We start from the raw sequence: 20,886 nt of genomic DNA on the forward strand, positions 1-20,886 counted from the left end.
TCGTGCCCAAAATTCTCATTGTTGGTGGCGGCTACGCCGGTTTTTACACGGCATGGAAGCTCGAGAAGTGGCTGCGATCCGGCGAAGCCGATGTCACCATGGTTGACCCGCTGCCATACATGACGTACCAGCCCTTCCTGCCGGAGGTCGCTGCCGGCTCCATCGAACCGCGTCACGCGGTCGTGTCGCACCGCCGTCACCTCAAGAAGACCAACGTCGTCACCGCCAAGGTCACTCACGTGAATCACGCCGAGAAGACCGCCACGATCACCCCGCCCACCGGCGAGCCGTACGAGTTCAAGTACGACATCATCGTGGTCACCGCTGGGGCCGTGTCGCGCACATTCCCGATTCCGGGCGTTGCAGACCAGGCGATCGGCCTCAAGACCATCGAAGAGGCCGTCGCGATCCGCGACCGCGTACTGACCAACTTCGACAGGGCAGCCGCGCTGCCGGCCGGCCCAGAGCGCGATCGTCTGCTCACCTTCGTCGTCGTCGGTGGCGGTTTCGCCGGCATCGAGGTGTTCGCCGAGCTGCGCTCGTTCGCTACCTCGCTGCTCACCCTGTACCCCGAGATCAGCTTCGATGACACCAGCTTTCACCTCATCGAGGCGATGGGCCGCATTATGCCGGAGGTCTCGCTCAAGACAAGCCTCTGGGTCATCGACAACCTCGCTGGCCGCGGTGCCCAGATTCACCTCGACACCCAGCTGACCAGCGCGGTCGACGGCAAGATTGAGCTCTCCACCGGAGAGACCTATGAAACCGACCTCATCGTCTGGACCGCTGGCGTCATGGCGAACCCGACGATCGTGCGTCACACCGACCTTCCCATCGAAGAGCGTGGCCGCCTGCAGGTTCGCGCCGACCTCCGTGTCGGAACCGAAGACGACATCATCGTTGACGCCTGGGGCGCCGGCGATGTGAGCTGCGTTCCCGACCTGAGTGGCGGCGGCGTCGGCGGCAACTGCGTGCCCAACGCCCAGCACGCTGTTCGTCAGGGCAAGCTGCTGGCCAAGAACATCGTCGCCGTGCTCCGGGGCGAAGCGCCCGTGCAGTACTTCCACAAGAACCTGGGCGCCGTCGCCGGACTCGGTGTTGGCATTGGAGTGTTCCAGAACAGCAAGTTCGCGATGACGGGCCTGCCGGCCTGGTTCGCGCACCGCGGATACCACGGTCTGGCCATGCCGAGCTGGGAGCGCAAGCTGCGCGTGGTCTGGGGCTGGGTGAATAACTTCTTCCTCGGTCGCGACGCCGTCTCGCTCAGCGCCACCGAGAACCCGCGCGCCACGTTCGTCGAGTTCGCTTCACGTCCCAAGCCGCCAGCTCCCGCCGCAGCCCCGGCTGCCGCGCCCGCCGCCAAGGCTCCGGCGGCTCCGCGTGCGCCCCGTGCACCGCGCAAGCCCGCGGTGAAGGCTGCAGAAGCCGCTTCCACGACCGCGGCGCCCGTCGCCGAGAAGTCGGCCGCTGAGGCATCCGCTTCGAAGTAGTTGTCGCGGTAGGTGCTGCGGGGCGATTCCATCGTCCGGCAGCACCTATGCTTTAACCGTCCGTCTTCGGGCACGCCCCCATAGCCCAATTGGCAGAGGCAGACGACTTAAAATCGTCACAGTCTGGGTTCAAGTCCCAGTGGGGGCACTGGTTGTAGTTGCTGACACCATTTTCTGCAGGTTCTGAGAAAACGGAGTCCTCGGAACGGCTGGCATTCGCGTCGGAGCGCCCGCGAGATGCCACTAATGGCGGGTCGCGCGAGCGTAGGGGGCATCTGTGGCAGTTCGCGAAACACGGTAACGCCCCGCCCCGCGGTTGCCTCAGTTATCGGGAACTGCCGCCACGGCCTCGATCTCAACGAGAGCGCCGGGCCGTGCCGGAGTGATAGCGAGCACACTGACGGCGGTGCGGCGGTCTCCCCACACCGTAGCGGTGGCGGCGTACGCTTCCCCCGGGTCGATGCCGGTCGCGAGATAAATGGTCAGTTTGACCACGTGCTCCGGACTGCTTCCGGCCTCAGCAAGCACGGCGAGCACATTGCGCAGGGCGAGTGCGGTTTGCGCTCCGAGCCCGTCGGCCAGGGCGCCAGTGCTGTCCGTTCCATTCTGCCCGCCGACATAGAGTGTGCGTCCAGCGGGAGCAATCATGCCTTGGGCAAAGGCTGGGCTCTGAAAAAGTTCGGGCGGGTCGATCGGTGTGGGGTACGAAATCACGGTACTGTCCCGTCAGCTCGTGCGCATGCCGTAGGTAAGCAGGGCATTTCCCTTGCTCGTCATCAAAGATGTCTGCAACGTCAGCCGGGTCACCGGGTCGGTCGGCTCGAACAAATGTCGGCCCTCGCCAGCGATGACGGGGTGCATCATCACGGTGAGGGAGTCGAGCAGGCCAGCGAACAGCAGATGGCGCACCAGTGAAATTCCGCCGACCACTGAAATCTCGCCGCCTGCGGTGTTCTTGAGCTCGGTCGCGAACTCGTTCACATCACCCGGAATGAGCGTGGAATTCTGCCAAGCCAGGTCACCGGTGAGGGTACGGGACGCGACGAACTTGGGAACGGGATTGATGAAGGCACCGAACGGGTCATCCTTGTCGGCATTCGGCCAATAGCTGGCCCACTGTTCGTAGCCGACGCGGCCGAGAAGTACGGTATCGACCCGTGTCATCATGGCGCTCATTTCGACGCCGAGTTCTTCGTCGAAGCTGTCGAACTGCCACAAGTTTGGCGACTCCACGACGCCGTCGAGCGACATGAATAGGCCGGCGGTCAGTTTTCGCATGCGAATCTCTCCTAGGATCGATGAATGTAAACGGCTAGCGCAGTCGGTCGAGGTAACGCAGGATGACCCCCTCCCGTAGCGCCCACGGCGACACTTCGAGCTCAGCGGCCCCAAATGCCGCCATCGCAGCGCCAAGAACAATGCCGCCAGCGACGATCTGAAATGTGCGGTCGGCCGTGATTCCGGGCAGTGCAGGGCGCGCCTCCGCCGGAATGCGAGCGAGGCGCGGCACCCAATCGTTGAGCTCGGTACGGCCCAGCCGCAGCCGGTCGGTGGCGCCGACGCCATCCGAGGTCGTGCCGGCCAGACGGGCCAGCGAGCGAATCGCCTTCGACGAGCCGACAATGTGGTGCGGGGCGGGCAACTGCGAGAAGGAGCCGACGGCCTCTCGCAAAACGGATGCCGCGTGCTGCCGCAACGCAGACACCTCGTCCGGCAGCGGCGGATCGTGGTGCAGAAATCCGATCGTGCTGCGACCAGCGCCCAGTGGAAGCGACAGGGCGACCTCGGGAAATTCGCTGCCGCCGGCAGCGATCTCCAGCGAGCCGCCACCAATGTCGAACAGCAAAATGTTGCCGGCCGACCAGCCATACCAGCGCCGAACCGCCAAAAAAGTCAGCCGGGCCTCGTCTTCGCCCGACAATACCTGCAGGGCAACACCGGTCTCGCGTTCGACTCGGACGAGCAATTCGGGCCCGTTAGTCGCGTCGCGTAGCGCCGAGGTGGCGAAGGGCAGCAGCTCGTCTATGTTGTGCTGCTGGGCGACATCCGCTGCATGCTGCACGGCGGACAGCACCGCAGCGACGCCCTCGTCGTTGATCGCGCCGTCCGGCGTGATGTAGCGCATGAGGCGCAGCACGCTCTTGTCGGCGGCCATCGGCACGGGCGGAGCGCCTTCGTGCGCGTCGACAACCAACAGGTGGACGGTATTCGAACCGACGTCGAGAACTCCTAGGCGCACATGTGCACGATACAGCCTGCAGCGGTCTAGCGCTGGTTCGGCGCGACGAACCGCTGCCACACCCAGACGCTGCCGCACAGCGTGGCAAAGGCCGCGGCAACAATCCAGAGCACCGTTGCGCCGCCGTCACTCTGCAGCTGCTCAACGACCGGCGCGAGAGCTCCGAACAGCAGTGTGTAGGTCAGCACGGTCAGGCTGGTCCAGAGCGGCCATGACCAGGCGAGCATGCTTCGTCCGCTGGTGTGTCCGACCGGCACCAGCACGAGTACGGCCGAGCCGATCGAAGTGAGCACGATCGTGTTGACCGTCTCCGCGGCCAGCGAGGTCACGAAATCGGTCGGGCTCGGCAGCAGCGCCCCGAGCGACCAGGCGAGAACGGCGAGGACTATTAGGCTGCCGACGCGAACCAGGGCGAGCTGGCCGCTCTGCGCGGGCGTTGGCTGCGCGCCGGCTTGGCCGGCAGCATCCGTTTTGGCGGTCAGCATGACACTGCCGAGCAGCCCGAAGAGCAGAGCGGGGTGCACGTCGAACAGTCGGGACGCGATCGCGGCAGCCGCAATAATCAGCAGGTAGCGCGGCAGAAATGTGGCAGATCCATGCAGGCCGAGCACCCGTGAGCTCCACCAGAGCGGCACCAGAATGGCGACCGCATTGACCAGAACCAGACCGATAATCACCCCAGCGAGCAGTCGCAGGTAGGCGGGCTGATCCACGACCGGCCCGGAAAGCATCACGAAGGTAGCGGCAGCCACCAGCGCCGCGCCGCCGCGCGTCCACCGGTTCAGTTTCACGGTCGGTGCCACCTCAAATTCTTCCTTTTCCCGATTACGCCCCGCCAATGACGGCAGCGGCCCAAGCGGTCGTCCGCCGCGCGCGCGCGAAATGGTGCCGGCCAGCATCCGCAGCGGCAGGGCGATGAGCAGCATCGCCCCGAGGGCGAGCAGCGCGGCCTGCATCCACGGAAACGGTGAACCGTTTGCTGTCGGGCCGATGGTCGCGGCGAAACGCGTTGGATCGTTCCACTGGTCACGAAAAACGGATGCCCCGGCCTCCTCCCGCTCCGGCGCTGCCGTGGCATCGTCCGGCGTTGGTTCCGCGGAATCAGGCCCTGACGACGGCGGGGCGGGTACAGCGGGCACAACCGCCGAGTCGTCCGGCGTTGCCGAGGCCGATTCGCTCGGCGCCGGCGTGCCCGGTTGCGTGCCCGGTGGCGTTGCCGCGGCGGACGCGGTCGGCGTCGGTGTCGGTGTAGTGGCAGCGACGTAGCTGACCGCTATTGGCGTGCTGCTCGGGCCGACGTTGCCGGCGGGGTCCTGCTGAACGGCCATGATCGAGTACGACCCGGCAGCCACTTCGCCGGCCGAACAGCTCCAGAGTGTGCCGTTCACCGGCGCGGAGCAGAGCGAGTATGGCCCGGCGAATACCGTGACCACGGCCCCCGTCTCCCCGGTGCCGCTGTATTCGGTGCCGGTGACGGGAATCTGAGCGCCGGTGCTCGGAGTCGAAACGACGGGGGCGTCCGGTGCTGTCACGTCGAACACGATCGTCACTGGTGCACTCGAATTCGACGTCGACGGGCTGCTGAACGTCGTGCTCTGGCTCGCCGTGACGTCCCAGCTGCCGTCATCCAGGCCCGAAAACAGGCAGGCCCACGCTCCAGAGGTGTCGGCGCTGCTCGTGCAGCGCGCCCCGTTCGACAGCGACGCGGTGACGGTGGCCTGCGGGTATGCGGTTCCGCGAACCCAGCCGTCTGACACGTCGCTCGTTCGTCCGCCGAGCATCGTCGGAGCGCCGAGCACGGCGACCGACATCTCATCGCTCAGGCTCGAATCCCCGGTCACGACGACACGCAGGGTGATGGTGGGACCGTCCGGCAGGTACACGTTCTCGCAACTCCACGACGTTGTGGCGTCGGCGACGATGCACAGGGGGTCTGCGCCGAACGGCGACAGCAGTTGAATCTCCTGGTCGACAGACTTCGTTCCCGACACGCTCGTGTTATTGCTGCCAATGAACTGCCCGGTGCCTGGGCTCGTAATCGCTGGGCTGGCAGCAACCTCCGGTACTGCCTTCGGAATTGGCTCCGCGGTCGCAGTAGGTTCCGGCGTCGTGAGCAGCGAAGTCGTGGCCTGCGACGTGGCCGGTGGCTCGGAGGCTGACGGAGCCTCGCTGGCCTCGGCAGAGAAGAGCGTGGGGGCAAACAGGGCGATGGCACAGCCCAGCAGCAAGGTGGTGACGGCCGCCAAGCCGCGGGAGCGTCGCTGGCGTGTCGCTGCGCCCGACGCTGCGACACGATTTGATGCGAACATGATTCACCCCCTGCCCCAATTTGAGGGGGAGAGCGCGGTAAAGTCAACCTCCCGCGCGCGCATAAAGTAACAAACTGGGGGAATTCTTTGCGCTTCAACGTCTGCTGCCGCCGCCGGCTCATAAACATGACACGCTTAATACGAAGCGGATGCCCAGCATGAGACCGCCGAAGAAAGCCGCACCCCGATGAATCCCACGCTTCGCACCCCCACATCACTCTCGACGCGCGCCGTAGCCGCGCGGGACTGGGAACACCGCGCCGGCGAGTTCGGCGATCGTCTTGCGGGCGGGTTCGAGGTGGCCGTGGCTACCTCCGCCTTTCAGATCGAGGGTGCAGCCCGCGATGGTGGCCGCGGCGACAGCGTCTGGGACTCCTTCAGCCAACAGCCCGGTCGCATCCGCGACGGGTCGAACGCGTCCATCTCGACCGACCACGTCAAGAATTACGAAACGGATGCCGCCCTGCTGCGCGATCTCGGCGTCGATTCCTACCGGTTCTCGCTCGGCTGGACCAGACTCCAGCCGGAGGGGCGGGGTGCCCTGAACCGCAATGGATTGGCGTTCTACGACCGTTTGCTCGACGCGTTGCTGGCCGACGGCATCCGTTCGACCGCCACTCTCTCGCACTTTGACCTTCCGGCGGCCCTCCGCGGTGGCTGGCTGAACCGCGACACCGCCGGCCGTTTCGCCGACTATGTCAACGCCGTGGGAGAGGCGTTCGGCGACCGCATCGATGCCTGGGTGACCATCGCCCAGCCGGCCACGGTCACCATCAAGGGCTATGCGCTCGGCATCCACGCGCCCGGCCGCACCCTGCTGTTCGACGCGTTGCCCACCGTGCACCACCAGCTGCTCGCGCACGGACTGGCCGTACAAGGCCTGCGCGCCGCTGACGTGCGTGGACGCATCGGCCTCGTGAACACCCACACTCCCGTGCAGTCGGCGACCGACCGGGATCAGGACCGCTCCTACGCCGCCCTCTACGATCTGCTGGCGAACCGCGTGTTCGCCGATCCCGTGCTGCTCGGCCACTATCCGGACCCGCTCGAACCGTTCGCGGTGGAGCTGCGCACCCTGCTTGAGACCGACCCAGACGATCTGCGCACGATCCACCAGCCGCTCGACTTCTACGGCGTGAACTACACCGAGCCAGCTCGCATCGCCGCCGGCCCGACGACGCTCACGGCCCCAGACGGGCAGCCGATCCCCGTCACGTCCTGGCCGTTCCACCTCGAGCCCTTCCGCGAACACCCCACCACCGCCACCGGCGCCGTCAACGCGCCCGAGTACGTCGCCGTCGCGCTCGCCGAACTGGCCAAACGCTACCCCGCGCTACCACCCGTCTACCTGTCGCTGGCCGGCGGCGCCTTCTTCGATCAAGCGGATGCCCGCCACTTCGTGCACGATCCAGCCCGCATCGACTACCTCGCCGAACACCTCGTTGCCGCCCTCGACGCCACGACTTCCGGATCCCCTGCCGCCGCTATCGACCTCGCTGGCGTCGCCTTCTGGTCGCTGCTCGACGCGTTCGAGTGGAACGCCGGCTACACCCAGCCGACCGGCCTCGTGCACGTTGACTTCGCCAACGACCGCCGCACGCGCACCCCCAAATCGAGCTACCGCTGGCTGCAGCACGCCCTGGCGAACCGCTAGGGCGTGCGCCGCCGCCGCGTTACCGACCCGAGCACGACGATTCCCACAATCCACGCCCCAATGATCAGCAGCTCCCCGCCGACATGGGCGGCGTCGTTCGAATCGGCAGCGACCGCCTACAGCGTGTCGATCGCGTGCGACAGCGGTAGCCCGTCGCTGATCGCACGCAACACATCGGGCAGCTGCGCGCGCGGCAGAAAGATGCCGCCGAGCAGAATGTGCGAAAACACCAGCGCCGGTATGAACTGCACGACCTGAAATTCCGTGCGGGCGAACGCGCTCGCGAGCAGGCCAAGGGTCGTGCCGAGCACGGCATCCGCTACCGCGACAGCGAGCAACAGCCAGGTCGACCCGGAGATCTCAAGCCTGCACACCCAGACCGTAGACGCCACGGCGACGGCCGACTGCGCCACCGCGAGCGTGTGCCCCAGAATGAGATCATCCGTGCCGAGCGGCATCGACAGCAGCCGCTCGAGCGTGCCGGTGCGGCGTTCGCGCAGGGTCGTGATGCTCGTCACGAGAAACATCACGATGAACGGGAAGAGCGCGATCATGCCCGGCCCGATCGCGGCGAACACCACGGTGTCCGAGAAGATCCAGGCCACCAGTCCAATCAACAGGCTCGGCACCACGAGCAACAGTACGATTGCGCGCGGGTCGTGCCGCACCTAGCTGAGTACCCGGCCGGCCGCCGCGAGAGGGCGCTGCGGGGTCATCAGGGGCTCGAATCACGCAGTGAATCGTCAGCGTGCGGATGCCGCGCAATCAGCGGCTCGAATTCTCAAGCGGATGCCGCGCAATCAGCGCCAGGAAGGCTCCCTCGGTATCGCTGGGTCCGATCGCCGCGAGCAGTCCAACCGGCCTGTCATCGGCCAGAATCTCGCCGTCGCGCATGAGCAGCAACCGGTCGCAGCGGCTGGCCTCGTCCATCACGTGACTGGAAACGAGCAGGCTCGTTCCCGAGGCGGGGAGCTGATGAAACGGAGTTTAGAGTTCGACCCGCAGCACCGGGTCGAGGCCGACGGTCGGTTCGTCGAGCACGAGCACGAGCACGAGCAGGTCGGGGGAGCCGAGCAACGCTCCGGCCAGTGACACCCGACTCCGCTGCCCGCCGGAGAGCGACCCGACGAGCTGACCGGCTTGATTAGTCAGGTCGGCCAGGGCGAGCACGCGGTCGATGTCGCTCTGCGGCGCACCGAGCACGGCGCGAAAATAGCGCAGGTTCCGCCACGCGGTGAGGTCGTCATACACGCTCGCATCCTGCGTGACAGAGCCAACGCGGTGCCGCAGCGACGCCGATCCGGCCGGGGCGCCGAGCACGGTGACGGTGCCGGACTGCACTACCTGAACGCCGACGATCGATCTCAGGAGGGTGGTCTTGCCGCATCCGCTCGGGCCGAGCAGTCCCACCACGACTCCGCGAGCAACGTTGACCGAGAGCCCCTGTAGCACCGGATGTTTTCCCCGCCGCACCTGCAGATCGGTCACCTCGACCGCGAGGGCGGATGTGTTCATCATGTCCGCACTCTCTGCCGTGGCGCGATCCCTGTCAAGCCCACAATGGGCGTTAGTTCGTCTCAGCGGCAGCGGCAGCGGCGGGGGGAGGGGATGGGGCGGGGGGTGTGGTGGTGGTGGTGGTGGTGGTGGTGCGGAGCGTGGCGTGGAGCGTCGCTGATCGCGGTACTTCACGGTGCGCGGGTGTTGCGCCGCTGCGCGGGAGGCCGAACTCCCGCGCACTGACGCAGCTCCCGCGCGTCGCGAGGCGCGGGAGCTGCGGCCACACTCAAACTCCCGCACATTGCCACAGATCCCGCGCAGCGTGCTTCACCGTCACGGCGGCGACGCCAGAACTCCCGCGCACTGCCACAGCTCCCGCGCAGCGTGCTTCGCCGTCACCGCACCGACGCCGGAACTCCCGCGCAGGCTGCTGGCACGACCAGTAGGGTGGAACGCATGATGTGTGCGCTGCCGATCCGTGTGTCTGCCGCGGCGCCGACATCCGCTGAAGCCGAGAGCGTGTCGTTTCGGTACTACGACGATATTGTCAGTCGCTACCACGGGCGACCCGCGCTGCGGCCGGAAATTTTGGACGCCCAGGCCGGGTATCCCAGCGGTGACCTGGTTCCGCCGACAGGGCTGCTCCTGCTCGCCCGCCAGGGGCGCACCGTGCTCGGCTGCGCCGGAATGCGGATTCGCCCGGGCCAGATCGGCGAAATAACCAGGGTTTTCGTCGAACCGGATGCCCGCGGTCATGGCGTCGGCCGACTGCTCATGGGGAATCTAGAACGTGAATCCCGCGCTCTGGGCCTCACCGCCATGCGGCTCGATACGCGAACCGACCTCGTCGAGGCGCGCGGTCTCTACGCATCAGTTGGCTTCATCGAGGGCGAAGCGCACAACGCTGACCCGTATGCCAACCACTGGTTTCGAAAGGAACTGCGATGACCGATGTGCGCAGCATGCCGGCGCCCGACCTCGTCCCGGAGCTTCTGGTCACCTCGCTCGAGCAGAGCCTGGATTTCTGGTGCCGCCTCTGCGGATTCGAGGTGCTGTACGACCGCCCAAACGACCGGTTTGCCTACATCAGCAGGGGCACGGCGCAGATTATGCTCGAGCAACGGGGCGCTGGGCGAAACTGGATACCGGCGGTGTTAGACCCGCCGTTTGGCCGGGGCATCAACTTTCAGATCGCGGTGCCGTCGATTGACCCGCTCGTGCAGGCTTTTCGCGTGGCCGACTGGCCGCTCTTTATGGAGTCGGAAACAAAATGGTACCGAACGGGAGAAACCGAAGCTGGCGTAGCGCAGTTTCTGGTGCAGGACCCGGACGGATACTTGATCCGATTCCAAGCGGCGACGGGCCAGCGCCCCGTCGCCGTGGCTCCCCGCACGCCTTGAGCTTGCTAGGAGTGTTATGGGAAGCGGGTGGGAGCCTCCGAGGTCGCCGTTAGTATTGGCAGGTACGCGCGGGGGTTGTTGTGGCCTGGTTTTGTCGCCGTGCCCACCTACCTAGCCAATTTGCAAGGAGACGCTGCCATGGAATGGCTCATCCCGGTTCTGATCGTTGTTGCACTCGTCGCCATCGTGGGTATCTACCTGTGGTCGACGTACAACTCGCTCGTGACGCTCAACGTGCGCGTCGACGAGGCGTGGAGCGACATCACGGTGATGCTCAAGCGTCGTGCCGACCTGCTGCCCAACCTGATTGAAACGGTGAAGGGCTACGCAGCACACGAGAAGAACGTGTTTGAAAACGTGACCCGTGCTCGGGCCGAGACCCTGTCTGCACAAGGCCCGGCCGACGCATCCGCCGCAGAGAATCACATGCAGACCGCGCTGAAAAGCATTTTTGCCGTTGCCGAGGCTTACCCGCAGCTGCAGGCCAGCCAGAACTACCTGCAGCTGCAGGGCGAGCTGGTCGACACCGAAGACAAGATCCAGGCCGCACGCCGTTTCTACAACGGTGGCGTGCGTGAAATGAACACTAAAATCAAGGTCTTCCCGAACCACCTGTTCGCCGTGAACCTTGGCTTCACCGAACGCGACTTTTTCGAGGTGGCCGATACCGCAGCGATTGCGGAGCCACCCCGCGTGCAGTTCTAACCGGGCTTAGTCGATGTACAGCGCGATAGCTAAGAACAAACGCAATACCGTCTTCATTATGGTGCTCTTCTTCGTGATCATCGCGGGGCTCGGGTGGCTTGCGAACGCCGTCTATGGCGCGGGCGGCTACGGCATCCTCATCGCCACGGTCGTTATCACAGCTCTGTACGTGCTCATTCAGTACTATGCAGCTGGTCGCCAGGCCATCTCAATGAGCGGTGGTATCAGGGTCAACAGTAAGGCCGACCACCCGCGGCTCTGGCGCATCGTGGAGAACCTGTCGATCACGACCGGAACGCCCATGCCCGAGGTCTACATCATCAACGATCCGGCGCCAAATGCCTTCGCCACCGGCCGCGACCCCAAGCACGCCATCGTCGCAGCGACCACCGGCCTTCTCGACATTATGGATGATTCCGAACTCGAAGGGGTCATGGCCCACGAGATCGGCCACGTGCGCAACTACGATATTCGCGTCTCGATGGTCGTGTTCGGCCTCGTCGTCGCGATCGGGTTCATCTCCGATATGTTTTTGCGCATGGCCTTCTTCGGCCGCAATAACAACAGCAACGGCAACCCCGTCGTCATGGTCTTCGGCCTCGTGGCCATGATCGTGGCTCCGCTTATCGCGACGGTCGTGCAGCTCGCTATTTCTCGCCAGCGCGAATATTTAGCGGATGCGACGAGCGCGTTAACGACGCGGCATCCGGATGCCCTCGCCTCCGCCCTGGCCAAACTCGGCGAGTACGGTCGCCCGATGCAGAAGCAGAACAGCTCGATGGCGCACCTGTGGATCTCCGATCCGCTGAAGAAGGGCGCCATGGGCAAGCTGTTTGCGACGCATCCGCCGATCGAGGAGCGCATCGAGCGCTTGACCGCGATGGGCCGCAAGTTCTAGACCGACACCTTTGACTTTTTGACGCGATGACAGATCTACCGCAGTTCGGCGGCGAGACCGTTTGCTAGGTTGCCGCGCGGTGCGACGACGATCTCCCCCAGGCCCTGCCAGAGCGCCGCTTCCCGCAGCACGTGCGCGAGCCGCGCTGCAGCATCCGTTGGCGCGGCCGGCTCAGCCCAGGCCGACTGTACCCGCAGCACGCCGGCCTGCCGGTCGTTCTTCAGGTCAACCCGTCCGACGACCATGTCGCCGAGCAAAATCGGCAGCGAGTAGTAGCCGAACACACGTTTGGGTTCCGGCGTGTAAATCTCGATGCGGTAATGAAATTTAAACAAGCGCAGGGCGCGGGCGCGTTCCCAGACCACGGGGTCAAACGGCGACAATATCGCTTGCGCGTCCATCGTGCGCGGTAGCCGCGCGTCCCGGTGCAGCCAGGCCGCGCCAGCAGCGCCCCGCGCGCCCCAACCCGGCACCGCCACCGGAATCAGCTCCCCGGACTCCTCCAGATCGACAATGGCGGCGAGGGCTGGAGCAGCCTTCAGTCGAAAGTAATCCGCGAAATCCTTCGCGGTGCCGATACCGTGGGCACGAGCCGAGCGGCGAATCAGCTCGCGGTGGGCATCCGCTGATGAAATTTCGGTGCCGAGCAGCTCGGGGGAGAAGACCTGTTCCGGCAGGGCGTAGACGCGTTCAAAGCGGATGCGGCCGGCGCTGACCACATCTCCCCAGCTAAACAAGACTTCCAGGCCGGTCTTCACCTCGGACCAGCCCCACCACGGGCCACTGCGTTTGTTGGCGTCGTGTTCGATCGCGCTCGCTCGCATCGGGCCGTTGGCGGCGAGCTCGGCGAGCAGCCAGTCGAGCATCGACCGATTGCTTTGTGACCAATCGTCTGGTGCGCTGGCCGAGCGGTCGCGACTGTGTTGCATGCGCCAACGAAACAGCGGCCAGACATCGATCGGAAGAAACGAGGCTTCGTGCGCCCAATATTCGGTGAAGCGCGACTGGCTCCCGGTGGTGAGCCGGTCGAGCTGGGTCTTGTCGTATGGGCCCAGTCGGCTGAATGCCGGCATGTAGTGGCTACGTTCGAACACGTTGACGGAGTCGATTTGCAGCAGTTCGAGCCGGTTCACCAGGGCGGTGAGCTGGCGGATGCCGACGGTCGTCGTCGACCGGGCGCCGAATCCCTGGCTCGCGAGGGCAATCCGCCGCGCCAGTGCGGGTGTAACCGTGGTGACCATTCGTCTCACTCTAGCTGCACCCCCGTTCACCTGCCGTTAAGGTGGAAAACGTTTAGTCGCCATGTAATCTTCGTAGTGTCGGGCGACCGGCTCACCCTGCCCATATCCTGTTTCCCCGGCGCGTTTGCACAGTAATCAAACGTTCCGGAACCGGTCATAATGGAGGAAAATTGTCTCTCAAACGCACTCTGACGGTGTCCCTGGCCGCCGCGGCAGCTCTCGCGCTGACGCTCACCGCATGTTCCACCGCTTCCGAGGCTCCGGCTTCGGGAGTCGACGCATCGACGGCAACCAACCTCGAGGCCTTCGGTGATCTGGCCGGGCTCGAAGAAGCCGCGATTGCGGAAGGCGCATTGAACGTGATCGCCCTGCCCCGCGACTGGGCAAATTACGGCGCCATACTCGATCTGTTCGCCGAGAAGTACCCCGAGATTTCACTCACGGAGGCATCTCCCGATGGCTCGAGCGCCGAGGAAATTCAGGCTGCCGACAACCTCAAGGGCCAGGACACGGCTCCGGATGTCTTCGACCTCGGCCTGGCCGTCGCCCTCTCCAGTACCGACCGTTTCGCTCCGTACCAGGTTGCCAACTGGGCCGACATTCCCGACGCGCTCAAGGAGGCCTCCGGACTCTACGTCGGCGACTACGGCGGATACCTGTCGGTGGGCTACGACCCCGACGTCGTGCCGGAGCCGAAGGAACTCTCCGATCTGCTCGATGATGCCTACAAGGGCAAGGTCGCGATGAACGGTGACCCGACCCAGGCCGGTGCGGCGTTTGCCGCTGTTGGCCTCGCTACCGTGCAGAGCGGCGGAACGGTCGATGACTTTCAGCCCGGCATCGACTTCTTCTCCGAGCTCAATGCTGCCGGTAACTTTCTGAAGGTCAACCCGACGACGGCGACCGTCGCGTCCGGCGAGACGCCGGTGGTATTCGACTGGGATTACCTGAATGTCGGCTATGGCGCTCAGCTGGAGGGCCAGCGCAACTGGAAAATCGTCGTATTTGATGGCGTCGGCTACGCGGGCTATTACAACCAGGCAATCAACAAGGATGCCCCGCACCCGGCTGCAGCGCGGCTCTGGCAGGAATTCCTGTACAGCGATGAAGCACAAAACCTGTGGCTGGCCGGCGGCGCGCGCCCGGCGCGGGCCGAGGCCATGGCCGAGGCCGGCACCATCGACACCGAGTTGTTCGACGCGCTGCCGAAGGCTCCGAGCGACACCGTCGTTCCGACCGAAGAGCAGAGCACGGCGGCCGCCACGCTTCTCGGCGAAAAGTGGGCCGCGGCTGTCCAGTAATATCCGTGGTCGGGCAGCAGCCTTCGGGCTGCTGCCCTTCGCGGTGTATGTGTTGTTGTTCCTGGCTGTGCCGACCCTGATTGCTATTGGCACGGGCTTTTTCGACAATACCGGCGCCTTCACCCTGGCCACGGTCGCCGCCCTCGGTGACCCGGTGGTGCTGTCCACCTTCTTCAACTCCTTCTGGTTGTCCGCGCTGACAGCCGTCGTCGGCGCGGTCGTTGGCGCAGTGGTCTGTTATGCCCTGCTCGGTACCCGCCCAGACGGGCCGCTCCGCACCACGATCGATTCGCTCAGCGGTGTGCTGGCCCAGTTCGGCGGCGTCATGCTCGCCTTCGCCTTCGTTGCGACCATTGGAATCCAGGGCATGGTGACCCTGTATTTGCGCGATAGCTTTGGCGTGGACATATTTGAAAACGGGGTCTGGCTCTATTCCACGACCGGCCTCATCTTGCCCTACATCTACTTTCAGGTGCCGCTGATGATCATCACCTTCATGCCGGCACTGCAAGCGTTGAAACCGCAGTGGGCAGAGGCGAACGCCACCCTGGGCGGTAGCACCGCTAGCTATTGGTTGCGCATCGCCTTCCCTGTGCTGGCCCCGTCGTTTATTGGCAGTCTGTTGTTGTTGTTTGCCAACGCGTTTTCGTCCTATGCCACGGCGGCAGCGCTGGTCAGTCAGGGATCGCAGATCGTGCCCCTGCAGATTCGGGCGGCTCTCACCAGTGAAACGTTGCTCGGTCGAGAAAACCTCGCCGGTGCGCTCGCCCTCGGCATGATCGTGGTGATGGCCATCGTCATGGTCGTCTATTCGGCCCTGCAATCACGAGCTGCCCGGTGGCAGCAATGAGCGGCGGCTTCACGGCCGGCGGCGTCGCACACGCGCCGTCGCGCACGGTGCGCACCGTCATTCTTGGCCTGGTTGGTCTGATCTTCGCCGTGCCCATCGTGGCCATGATCGAATTCACGCTCCGAGCAGGGCTCGTCGGCGGCTACAATGTCGATCGCTGGGTCGCCCTGTTTCAGAGCGGCTTCACCGGGGTCTACCGACCGGTTCTGGTAGCGCTTGGTAACTCGGTGGCGCTGGCCATCGGCACGGTCGTAATCGTGCTGCTGCTGCTGGTTCCCACGATGCTGCTCGTGCACATCCGCTTTCCCCGGCTGCGCCGCGGACTGGAATTCATCTGTATTTTACCCATCACCATTCCGGCAATTGTGCTCGTGGTGGGGCTCGCGCCGGTGTACGCGATTGTGGCCAGACTGCTCGGCAGCGGGGTCTGGACCCTCGCCTTTGCCTACGGCATCACAGTGTTGCCGTTCGCTTACCGGGCCATTCAATCCAACCTCGACGGCGTCGACGTGAAAACGCTGACCGAAGCGGCACGGACTCTCGGGGCAGGCTGGGGCAGCATACTCGTGCGCGTGCTCGTGCCGAACCTGCGCCGAGGCATCCTGGCGGGTGCCTTCATTGCCGTGGCTGTTGTGCTCGGCGAATTCACCATTGCGTCATTGCTGAACCGCGTCAACCTGCAGACCGCGCTCGTCGTTGTCAGCAAGGTCGACCCGTACACGGCCGTTATTTTATCGCTGTTGGCTCTTGCCTTTGCGTTTCTGCTGCTTCTCGTCATCGGACGACTCGGGGCCCCGCGCACCCGAACCTCGCGCCGCCGTACCACCGTGAAAGGCCCAGCATGACCGCCCTCCCGTTGAATAATCCGCAGCCGACAGCATCCGCTCGCCCGGGAACGGTCGTCGAGTTCACGGGCGTCGTGAAGGAATTTTCCGGGATGCGCGCCCTGGACGGTTTCAACCTCACCCTGCACGCCGGCGAGTTCGTGGCGCTGCTTGGCCCAAGTGGGAGCGGCAAGACCACGGCCCTGCGCGTTCTGGCCGGCCTGGAATCCACCACTGCCGGCAGCATCACCATCGACGGCGTCGACGTGTCGACGCTCTCCACCAGCAAACGTGACATGGGCATGGTGTTTCAGTCGTACTCGCTCTTTCCGCATCTCAGCGCGGGTGAAAACGTGGAATTCGGGCTACGGATGCGCAAGATCAAGCCGGCCGAGCGTCGTCGCCGGGCTGCGGCTTCCCTGGCCATGGTCGGTCTCGATGATCATTTCGATCGCTTTGCGCACCAGCTCTCCGGCGGTCAGCAGCAGCGGGTGGCGCTGGCTCGAGCGCTCGTGACCGAACCGCGCGTGCTGCTGCTCGACGAACCACTTTCAGCGCTCGACGCCAAGGTGCGCGTGCAATTGCGTGACGAGATTCGACGCATTCAAACCGAGCTCGGCATCACGACCCTGTTCGTCACTCACGATCAGGACGAGGCGCTCGCCGTCGCGGACCGTGTTGCCGTGATGCGTGCGGGCAATATCGAACAGGTCGGCACGCCCGAGGAACTATATTCTCGGCCGGCTACCCCGTTCATTGCGGACTTCGTCGGGCTCAGTAACCGCATCGACGGTGTCGTGCGGTCTGCGCGGGCTGAGGTGTACGGAACCAAACTGCCCCTCATCGACCCCGCAACGCCAGACGGTGCCGTGCGGGTCTCCATCCGCCCCGAGGACATTGAGTTTGCGCTCGAGGGTCTGGCCGCCACCGTGGTCGCGTCGAGTTTTTTGGGCTCGCTGCGCCGCACGACCGTGCGTCTGGTCGACGGCACCATTTTGTTTCTCCAGCATGGCGTACGCGTACGCCCCGCAGCAGGCGAAACCGTGTTTCTCAAATTCACCGGGGCACCGGTCTCGACCGAGCAGCTCGCGGCCGTCAGTGCGGCGCCGCAACAGCCCTGACGGCAGTCTTAGACTGGTCTGGTGAGCGAATCCACCGGTAGTCCAGAAGCGCGCGCGCTGCTTCGGCTGCGCCGCCGGCGTTTGGCCGAGCGAGCGCGAGAGAGCGCCGATCAGGCCGCTTCAAAGATTGTCGTCACACCTATTGAGGTGGTGCCCGACGGGTCGCCGCGCAACGGCGTCGGCGAGAACCTGCCGTCCGGCATCCGCTTAGCCGGAGCGTGGTCCTGGCGCTTGATCGTGATTGCCGCCGCCATTGCCATTCTGATCTTTCTCATCATTCAGCTGCGCCTGATTGTTATTCCGCTGCTGGTCGCCGTGCTGGTGTCGGCACTGCTCGTTCCGTTTGTGGCCTTCCTGGTGCGGCATCACTGGCCCAAGGGCCTCGCCGTCGCGATCGCGATTGTCGGCACGCTCGTGGTCGTCGCCGGCCTCGTCACCCTGGCTGCAACGCAAATTGCCGAGGGCAGCGTTGGCCTGAGCGATCGTCTGGCGACCTCGTATGCGGCATTGAAGTCGTTTCTGGCCGGTTCTGCCCTGCAACTGACCGAAGCGGAGATCAACACTTACCTGCAACAGGCGTGGACGGCTATTCAAAACGACAGCGCTGTCTTCATTAGTGGTGCCCTCTCGGTGGGGACAACTCTCGGGCATCTGCTCGCTGGTGTTCTGTTGACCATGTTCAGCCTGCTGTTTATTCTCATTGACGGTAAGTCGATCTGGGCCTGGATCGTGAGACTCTTCCCGCAGCGCGCCCGCGCGGCCCTGGATGGTGCCGGTGTCGCCGGGTGGACGACCCTGGGCAACTTTGCTCGGGTTCAAATTTTGGTTGCGTCGATTGATGCGGTCGGCATTGGCGTCGGTGCGGCTCTGCTCGGGGTGCCGATGGCCGTACCGATCGGCATTTTGGTCTTCCTGGGCTCCTTCATTCCCATCGTCGGCGCGGTGGCTACCGGATCCGTGGCGATTGTGATTGCCCTGATCTTCAACAATTGGGCCATCGCCCTAGCGATGCTCGGCGTCGTGCTGCTCGTGCAACAGGTCGAGGGGCACGTTCTGCAGCCGCTGATCATGGGAACCGCGGTCAAGGTGCATCCGCTCGCCGTCGTTCTCGTGGTTGCCGCTGGCGCCTTGCTCGCTGGAATTCCGGGGGCACTGTTCGCCGTTCCCATTGCTGCGGTGTTAAACGCGATGACCAGTTACATTGCCGGCGGTACCTGGCGGTCGAGTCCGCCAGCTCCGGAACCGGCGACCGGGTCGGTGCTCTGGCGGACCGTTCCGCAGAGCCGACCGGGTTACCGCCCGTCCGGCGCAGCGGTGCGTACCGCACGGCTGCGCCCGCGCAGGATTGCAACGTTGCGGCGCGGATCGGCTCAAACGACCCCCTCAGATTTGAGCGCACCCGGCGCTCCGCACGACAATTCGGAGAACTGAAATATGCCAGAGACCACCCTCGTTGGACCGACCCTCGCCGAATTTGAAGCAGCGCGCGCCGTTGTCGCCCTGGTTGCGGATGTGACCCCGATGGAGAGCTCGCGTTACCTTGCCGATGTATTGGGCGCGCCGGTGTACCTGAAGTGCGAAAATTTGCAGCGCACCGGGTCATACAAGATTCGCGGGGCCTACAACCGATTGTCGAAGCTGACCGACGACGAGAAGTCGCGGGGCGTTGTCGCCGCCTCGGCCGGAAACCACGCCCAGGGCGTGGCATTTGCCGCGCGCGAGCTCGGCATCAAGGCCACCATCTTCATGCCGGTCGGGGTCGCACTGCCGAAGCTGTCGGCAACGCGCGACTACGGGGCCGAGGTCATTCTGCGCGGAACGACCGTCACCGAACCGCTGCTTGCCGCGGCCGAATACGCTCAAGAGACGGGCGCGATACTGATTCCGCCGTTCGATCATGCGGATGTCGTCACCGGGCAGGGCACGCTGGGGCTTGAAATTCTCGACCAGGTTCCCGATCTCGAAACGGTCATCGTTCCCATCGGTGGCGGCGGACTAATCTCCGGGGTGGCCAGTGCGCTCAAGCAACGCGCGGCACGGGACGGGCGTCGTATCCGGGTCATCGGGGTACAGGCCGAGAACGCTGCCGCCTACCCGCCCTCGCTGGCGGCCGGCGAGGCAGTGGCCATCAGCATCCTGCCGACCATCGCCGATGGCATCGCTGTCGCCAAGCCGGGCCTGCTCAACTTCGAAATTGTGCGTGACACCGTCGACGAGATCGTCACCGTCACCGAGGACGACACCGCTCGTGCGCTTCTGGTGCTGCTGGAACGGGCCAAGCTCGTCGTTGAACCGGCAGGCGCCGTTGCGGTTGCCGCAATTTTGGCTGGCAAGATCACCGCGACCGGGCCGACCGTCGCCATCCTCTCGGGCGGGAATATCGACCCGCTGCTGATGCAACGCGTGATCAGCCATGGGCTCGCCGCTTCCGGGCGTTACCTCACGCTGCGCATCATGCTGCCCGACCGCCCCGGCCAGCTCGCCCGCATCTCCGAGCTGCTCGCCGAGGCGACGGCCAACGTCATCGAGGTGTTGCACACCAGGCACGGGGTGGGCCGGCAGATCAGCGAAGTCGAACTCGACGTCAGCGTCGAAACTCGCGGGCCGGAGCACCGCCAGCACGTCGTGGACACCCTGCGCGCGGCCGGTTACGACCCCCAAGTCGACTAGAACTCGCCGGGGGGCCAGCGGAAGGGCCTCATGGGGCCAAAGCTGGCAGTTCGCGCCGGGCGAGCTGCCAGTACTGGTTCCCGCTTCAGACGCGGGGTTTAAATATTGAAGTCAGGCGCCGGTGAACGTTTCCACGTTGGAGATCTGCACGCTGATTTCCTTGCCGTTCGGCGTGGTGTAGCTGGTCTTGGCGCCGACCTTGAGCCCAATGATCGCCGCGCCGAGGGGGCTTTGCTCGCTGTAGACGTCGAGGTCGCTATTGGCAGCGATCTCTCGGCTTCCGATTAGGAAGCGGCTCTCGTCGCCGGCGATGGTGGCGGTAATGACGGTGCCGGGCATGACGATGCCGTTGCTCTCGGGGGCGTGACCGACCTCCGCGGTGCGCAGCAACAGGGTGAGGGTGCGAATGCGCGCCTCCATCTTGCCCTGCTCTTCTTTCGCCGCGTGGTAGCCGGAGTTCTCTTTGAGGTCACCCTCTTCACGCGCGGACTCGATCTTCTTCGCGATGTCGCCCCGGCCAAAGTTGCTCAGTGACGCTAGTTCCGCCGCGAGGCGGTCGTGGGCCGCCTGAGTTAGCCAGGTGACCGTTGTGTCGGTAGTCACGAATGATCTCCTTCAATACGCTCGAGCGCAGCATGGCGGGGTGATGGCCGCGCAGATGTAGTCGCCGCCCGGGCGTATGCCGAG

21 protein-coding genes and 1 tRNA gene are annotated in these 20,886 nt (G+C 64.9%); 13 read left to right on the top strand and 9 right to left on the bottom strand.

Going from position 1 to position 20,886, the window contains the following annotated elements:
• Positions 1-2: 2 nt before the first annotated feature.
• Both CXY75_RS11480 and CXY75_RS11485 read left to right on the top strand, forming a co-directional pair.
• A complete protein-coding gene (locus CXY75_RS11480) occupies positions 3-1,490 on the top strand; it encodes an NAD(P)/FAD-dependent oxidoreductase (RefSeq protein ID WP_104082951.1) in 1,488 nt (495 codons plus the stop codon).
• 74 nt (positions 1,491-1,564) lie between these two features.
• Positions 1,565-1,638, top strand: a tRNA-Leu gene (locus CXY75_RS11485).
• A gap of 173 nt (positions 1,639-1,811) precedes the next feature.
• On the opposite strand, the gene CXY75_RS11490 is transcribed toward CXY75_RS11485, so the two are convergent.
• The 4 genes from CXY75_RS11490 to CXY75_RS11505 are packed head-to-tail and all read right to left on the bottom strand — an operon-like array spanning position 1,812 to position 6,038.
• Positions 1,812-2,204 (bottom strand): RidA family protein, encoded by a 393-nt coding sequence (locus tag CXY75_RS11490; protein WP_104082952.1) that lies wholly within the window; start codon positions 2,202-2,204, stop codon positions 1,812-1,814.
• A 12-nt stretch (positions 2,205-2,216) separates the two neighbouring features.
• Entirely contained in the window at positions 2,217-2,768 is a 552-nt protein-coding gene (locus CXY75_RS11495) for a dihydrofolate reductase family protein (protein ID WP_104082953.1), read from the bottom strand.
• A 34-nt stretch (positions 2,769-2,802) separates the two neighbouring features.
• Positions 2,803-3,729, bottom strand: a complete 927-nt coding sequence (locus CXY75_RS11500) for a Ppx/GppA phosphatase family protein (protein WP_104082954.1) — start codon at positions 3,727-3,729, stop codon at positions 2,803-2,805.
• A gap of 26 nt (positions 3,730-3,755) precedes the next feature.
• Entirely contained in the window at positions 3,756-6,038 is a 2,283-nt protein-coding gene (locus CXY75_RS11505) for a hypothetical protein (RefSeq protein ID WP_104082955.1), read from the bottom strand.
• Positions 6,039-6,225: 187 nt separating this feature from the next.
• Between CXY75_RS11505 and CXY75_RS11510 the strand changes: the two genes are divergently transcribed.
• Positions 6,226-7,692: a glycoside hydrolase family 1 protein gene (locus tag CXY75_RS11510; RefSeq protein ID WP_104082956.1), complete on the top strand. Its 1,467-nt coding sequence runs from the start codon at positions 6,226-6,228 to the stop codon at positions 7,690-7,692.
• Between the two features lie 116 nt (positions 7,693-7,808).
• On the opposite strand, the gene CXY75_RS11515 is transcribed toward CXY75_RS11510, so the two are convergent.
• From CXY75_RS11515 to CXY75_RS11520, 3 genes are all read right to left on the bottom strand, one after another.
• Positions 7,809-8,321, bottom strand: coding sequence for an ABC transporter permease (locus CXY75_RS11515; protein ID WP_369826716.1), 513 nt, complete (start codon positions 8,319-8,321; stop codon positions 7,809-7,811).
• Between the two features lie 136 nt (positions 8,322-8,457).
• A complete protein-coding gene (locus CXY75_RS21045; protein ID WP_369826717.1) occupies positions 8,458-8,622 on the bottom strand; it encodes a hypothetical protein in 165 nt (54 codons plus the stop codon).
• A gap of 57 nt (positions 8,623-8,679) precedes the next feature.
• A complete protein-coding gene (locus CXY75_RS11520) occupies positions 8,680-9,210 on the bottom strand; it encodes an ATP-binding cassette domain-containing protein (RefSeq protein ID WP_369826718.1) in 531 nt (176 codons plus the stop codon).
• A gap of 435 nt (positions 9,211-9,645) precedes the next feature.
• Between CXY75_RS11520 and CXY75_RS11525 the strand changes: the two genes are divergently transcribed.
• From CXY75_RS11525 to CXY75_RS11540, 4 genes are all read left to right on the top strand, one after another.
• On the top strand, positions 9,646-10,137 hold the full coding sequence (locus tag CXY75_RS11525; RefSeq protein WP_199182438.1) for a GNAT family N-acetyltransferase: 492 nt from the start codon (positions 9,646-9,648) through the stop codon (positions 10,135-10,137).
• Positions 10,134-10,589: a VOC family protein gene (locus CXY75_RS11530; RefSeq protein WP_199182439.1), complete on the top strand. Its 456-nt coding sequence runs from the start codon at positions 10,134-10,136 to the stop codon at positions 10,587-10,589. Before CXY75_RS11525 ends, CXY75_RS11530 begins: the two co-directional genes overlap by 4 nt.
• A gap of 138 nt (positions 10,590-10,727) precedes the next feature.
• Positions 10,728-11,294: a LemA family protein gene (locus CXY75_RS11535; RefSeq protein ID WP_104082957.1), complete on the top strand. Its 567-nt coding sequence runs from the start codon at positions 10,728-10,730 to the stop codon at positions 11,292-11,294.
• 13 nt (positions 11,295-11,307) lie between these two features.
• A complete protein-coding gene (locus CXY75_RS11540; protein WP_104082958.1) occupies positions 11,308-12,192 on the top strand; it encodes a M48 family metalloprotease in 885 nt (294 codons plus the stop codon).
• A gap of 35 nt (positions 12,193-12,227) precedes the next feature.
• On the opposite strand, the gene CXY75_RS11545 is transcribed toward CXY75_RS11540, so the two are convergent.
• Positions 12,228-13,433, bottom strand: coding sequence for a winged helix-turn-helix domain-containing protein (locus tag CXY75_RS11545; protein WP_104082959.1), 1,206 nt, complete (start codon positions 13,431-13,433; stop codon positions 12,228-12,230).
• A gap of 170 nt (positions 13,434-13,603) precedes the next feature.
• Between CXY75_RS11545 and CXY75_RS11550 the strand changes: the two genes are divergently transcribed.
• The 6 genes from CXY75_RS11550 to ilvA are packed head-to-tail and all read left to right on the top strand — an operon-like array spanning position 13,604 to position 20,199.
• Complete coding sequence (locus tag CXY75_RS11550; RefSeq protein WP_104082960.1) at positions 13,604-14,734, top strand: ABC transporter substrate-binding protein; 1,131 nt, start codon at positions 13,604-13,606, stop codon at positions 14,732-14,734.
• Position 14,735: 1 nt separating this feature from the next.
• Positions 14,736-15,584, top strand: a complete 849-nt coding sequence (locus tag CXY75_RS11555) for an ABC transporter permease subunit (protein ID WP_104083055.1) — start codon at positions 14,736-14,738, stop codon at positions 15,582-15,584.
• Entirely contained in the window at positions 15,581-16,429 is an 849-nt protein-coding gene (locus CXY75_RS11560; protein WP_104082961.1) for an ABC transporter permease, read from the top strand. Before CXY75_RS11555 ends, CXY75_RS11560 begins: the two co-directional genes overlap by 4 nt.
• Positions 16,426-17,529, top strand: coding sequence for an ABC transporter ATP-binding protein (locus tag CXY75_RS11565; protein ID WP_104082962.1), 1,104 nt, complete (start codon positions 16,426-16,428; stop codon positions 17,527-17,529). Before CXY75_RS11560 ends, CXY75_RS11565 begins: the two co-directional genes overlap by 4 nt.
• Before the next feature lie 21 nt (positions 17,530-17,550).
• Positions 17,551-18,960, top strand: coding sequence for an AI-2E family transporter (locus CXY75_RS11570; RefSeq protein WP_233201855.1), 1,410 nt, complete (start codon positions 17,551-17,553; stop codon positions 18,958-18,960).
• 3 nt (positions 18,961-18,963) lie between these two features.
• Entirely contained in the window at positions 18,964-20,199 is a 1,236-nt protein-coding gene (gene ilvA / locus CXY75_RS11575) for a threonine ammonia-lyase (protein ID WP_104082964.1), read from the top strand.
• 111 nt (positions 20,200-20,310) lie between these two features.
• Here ilvA and greA read toward each other — a convergent pair whose 3' ends face one another.
• Positions 20,311-20,802 carry a transcription elongation factor GreA gene (gene greA, locus CXY75_RS11580; protein WP_104082965.1) on the bottom strand — a complete coding sequence of 164 codons (492 nt, stop codon included), beginning with the start codon at positions 20,800-20,802 and terminating at the stop codon, positions 20,311-20,313.
• Positions 20,803-20,886: the final 84 nt, after the last annotated feature.

The sequence above is a fragment of the Cryobacterium sp. Y11 genome, from assembly GCF_002929535.1.
Taxonomy (GTDB): Bacteria; Actinomycetota; Actinomycetes; order Actinomycetales; family Microbacteriaceae; genus Cryobacterium.

Coding starts and splice junctions, on each gene's coding strand:
- CXY75_RS11545 (WP_104082959.1), bottom strand. CDS start 13,433: ATGGTCACCACGGTTACACCCGCACTGGCGCGGCGGATTGCCCTCGCG.
- CXY75_RS11530 (WP_199182439.1), top strand. CDS start 10,134: ATGACCGATGTGCGCAGCATGCCGGCGCCCGACCTCGTCCCGGAGCTT.
- CXY75_RS11535 (WP_104082957.1), top strand. CDS start 10,728: ATGGAATGGCTCATCCCGGTTCTGATCGTTGTTGCACTCGTCGCCATC.
- CXY75_RS21045 (WP_369826717.1), bottom strand. CDS start 8,622: ATGGACGAGGCCAGCCGCTGCGACCGGTTGCTGCTCATGCGCGACGGC.
- CXY75_RS11540 (WP_104082958.1), top strand. CDS start 11,308: ATGTACAGCGCGATAGCTAAGAACAAACGCAATACCGTCTTCATTATG.
- CXY75_RS11565 (WP_104082962.1), top strand. CDS start 16,426: ATGACCGCCCTCCCGTTGAATAATCCGCAGCCGACAGCATCCGCTCGC.
- CXY75_RS11520 (WP_369826718.1), bottom strand. CDS start 9,210: ATGATGAACACATCCGCCCTCGCGGTCGAGGTGACCGATCTGCAGGTG.
- CXY75_RS11505 (WP_104082955.1), bottom strand. CDS start 6,038: ATGTTCGCATCAAATCGTGTCGCAGCGTCGGGCGCAGCGACACGCCAG.
- CXY75_RS11525 (WP_199182438.1), top strand. CDS start 9,646: ATGATGTGTGCGCTGCCGATCCGTGTGTCTGCCGCGGCGCCGACATCC.
- ilvA (WP_104082964.1), top strand. CDS start 18,964: ATGCCAGAGACCACCCTCGTTGGACCGACCCTCGCCGAATTTGAAGCA.
- CXY75_RS11495 (WP_104082953.1), bottom strand. CDS start 2,768: ATGCGAAAACTGACCGCCGGCCTATTCATGTCGCTCGACGGCGTCGTG.
- CXY75_RS11510 (WP_104082956.1), top strand. CDS start 6,226: ATGAATCCCACGCTTCGCACCCCCACATCACTCTCGACGCGCGCCGTA.
- CXY75_RS11560 (WP_104082961.1), top strand. CDS start 15,581: ATGAGCGGCGGCTTCACGGCCGGCGGCGTCGCACACGCGCCGTCGCGC.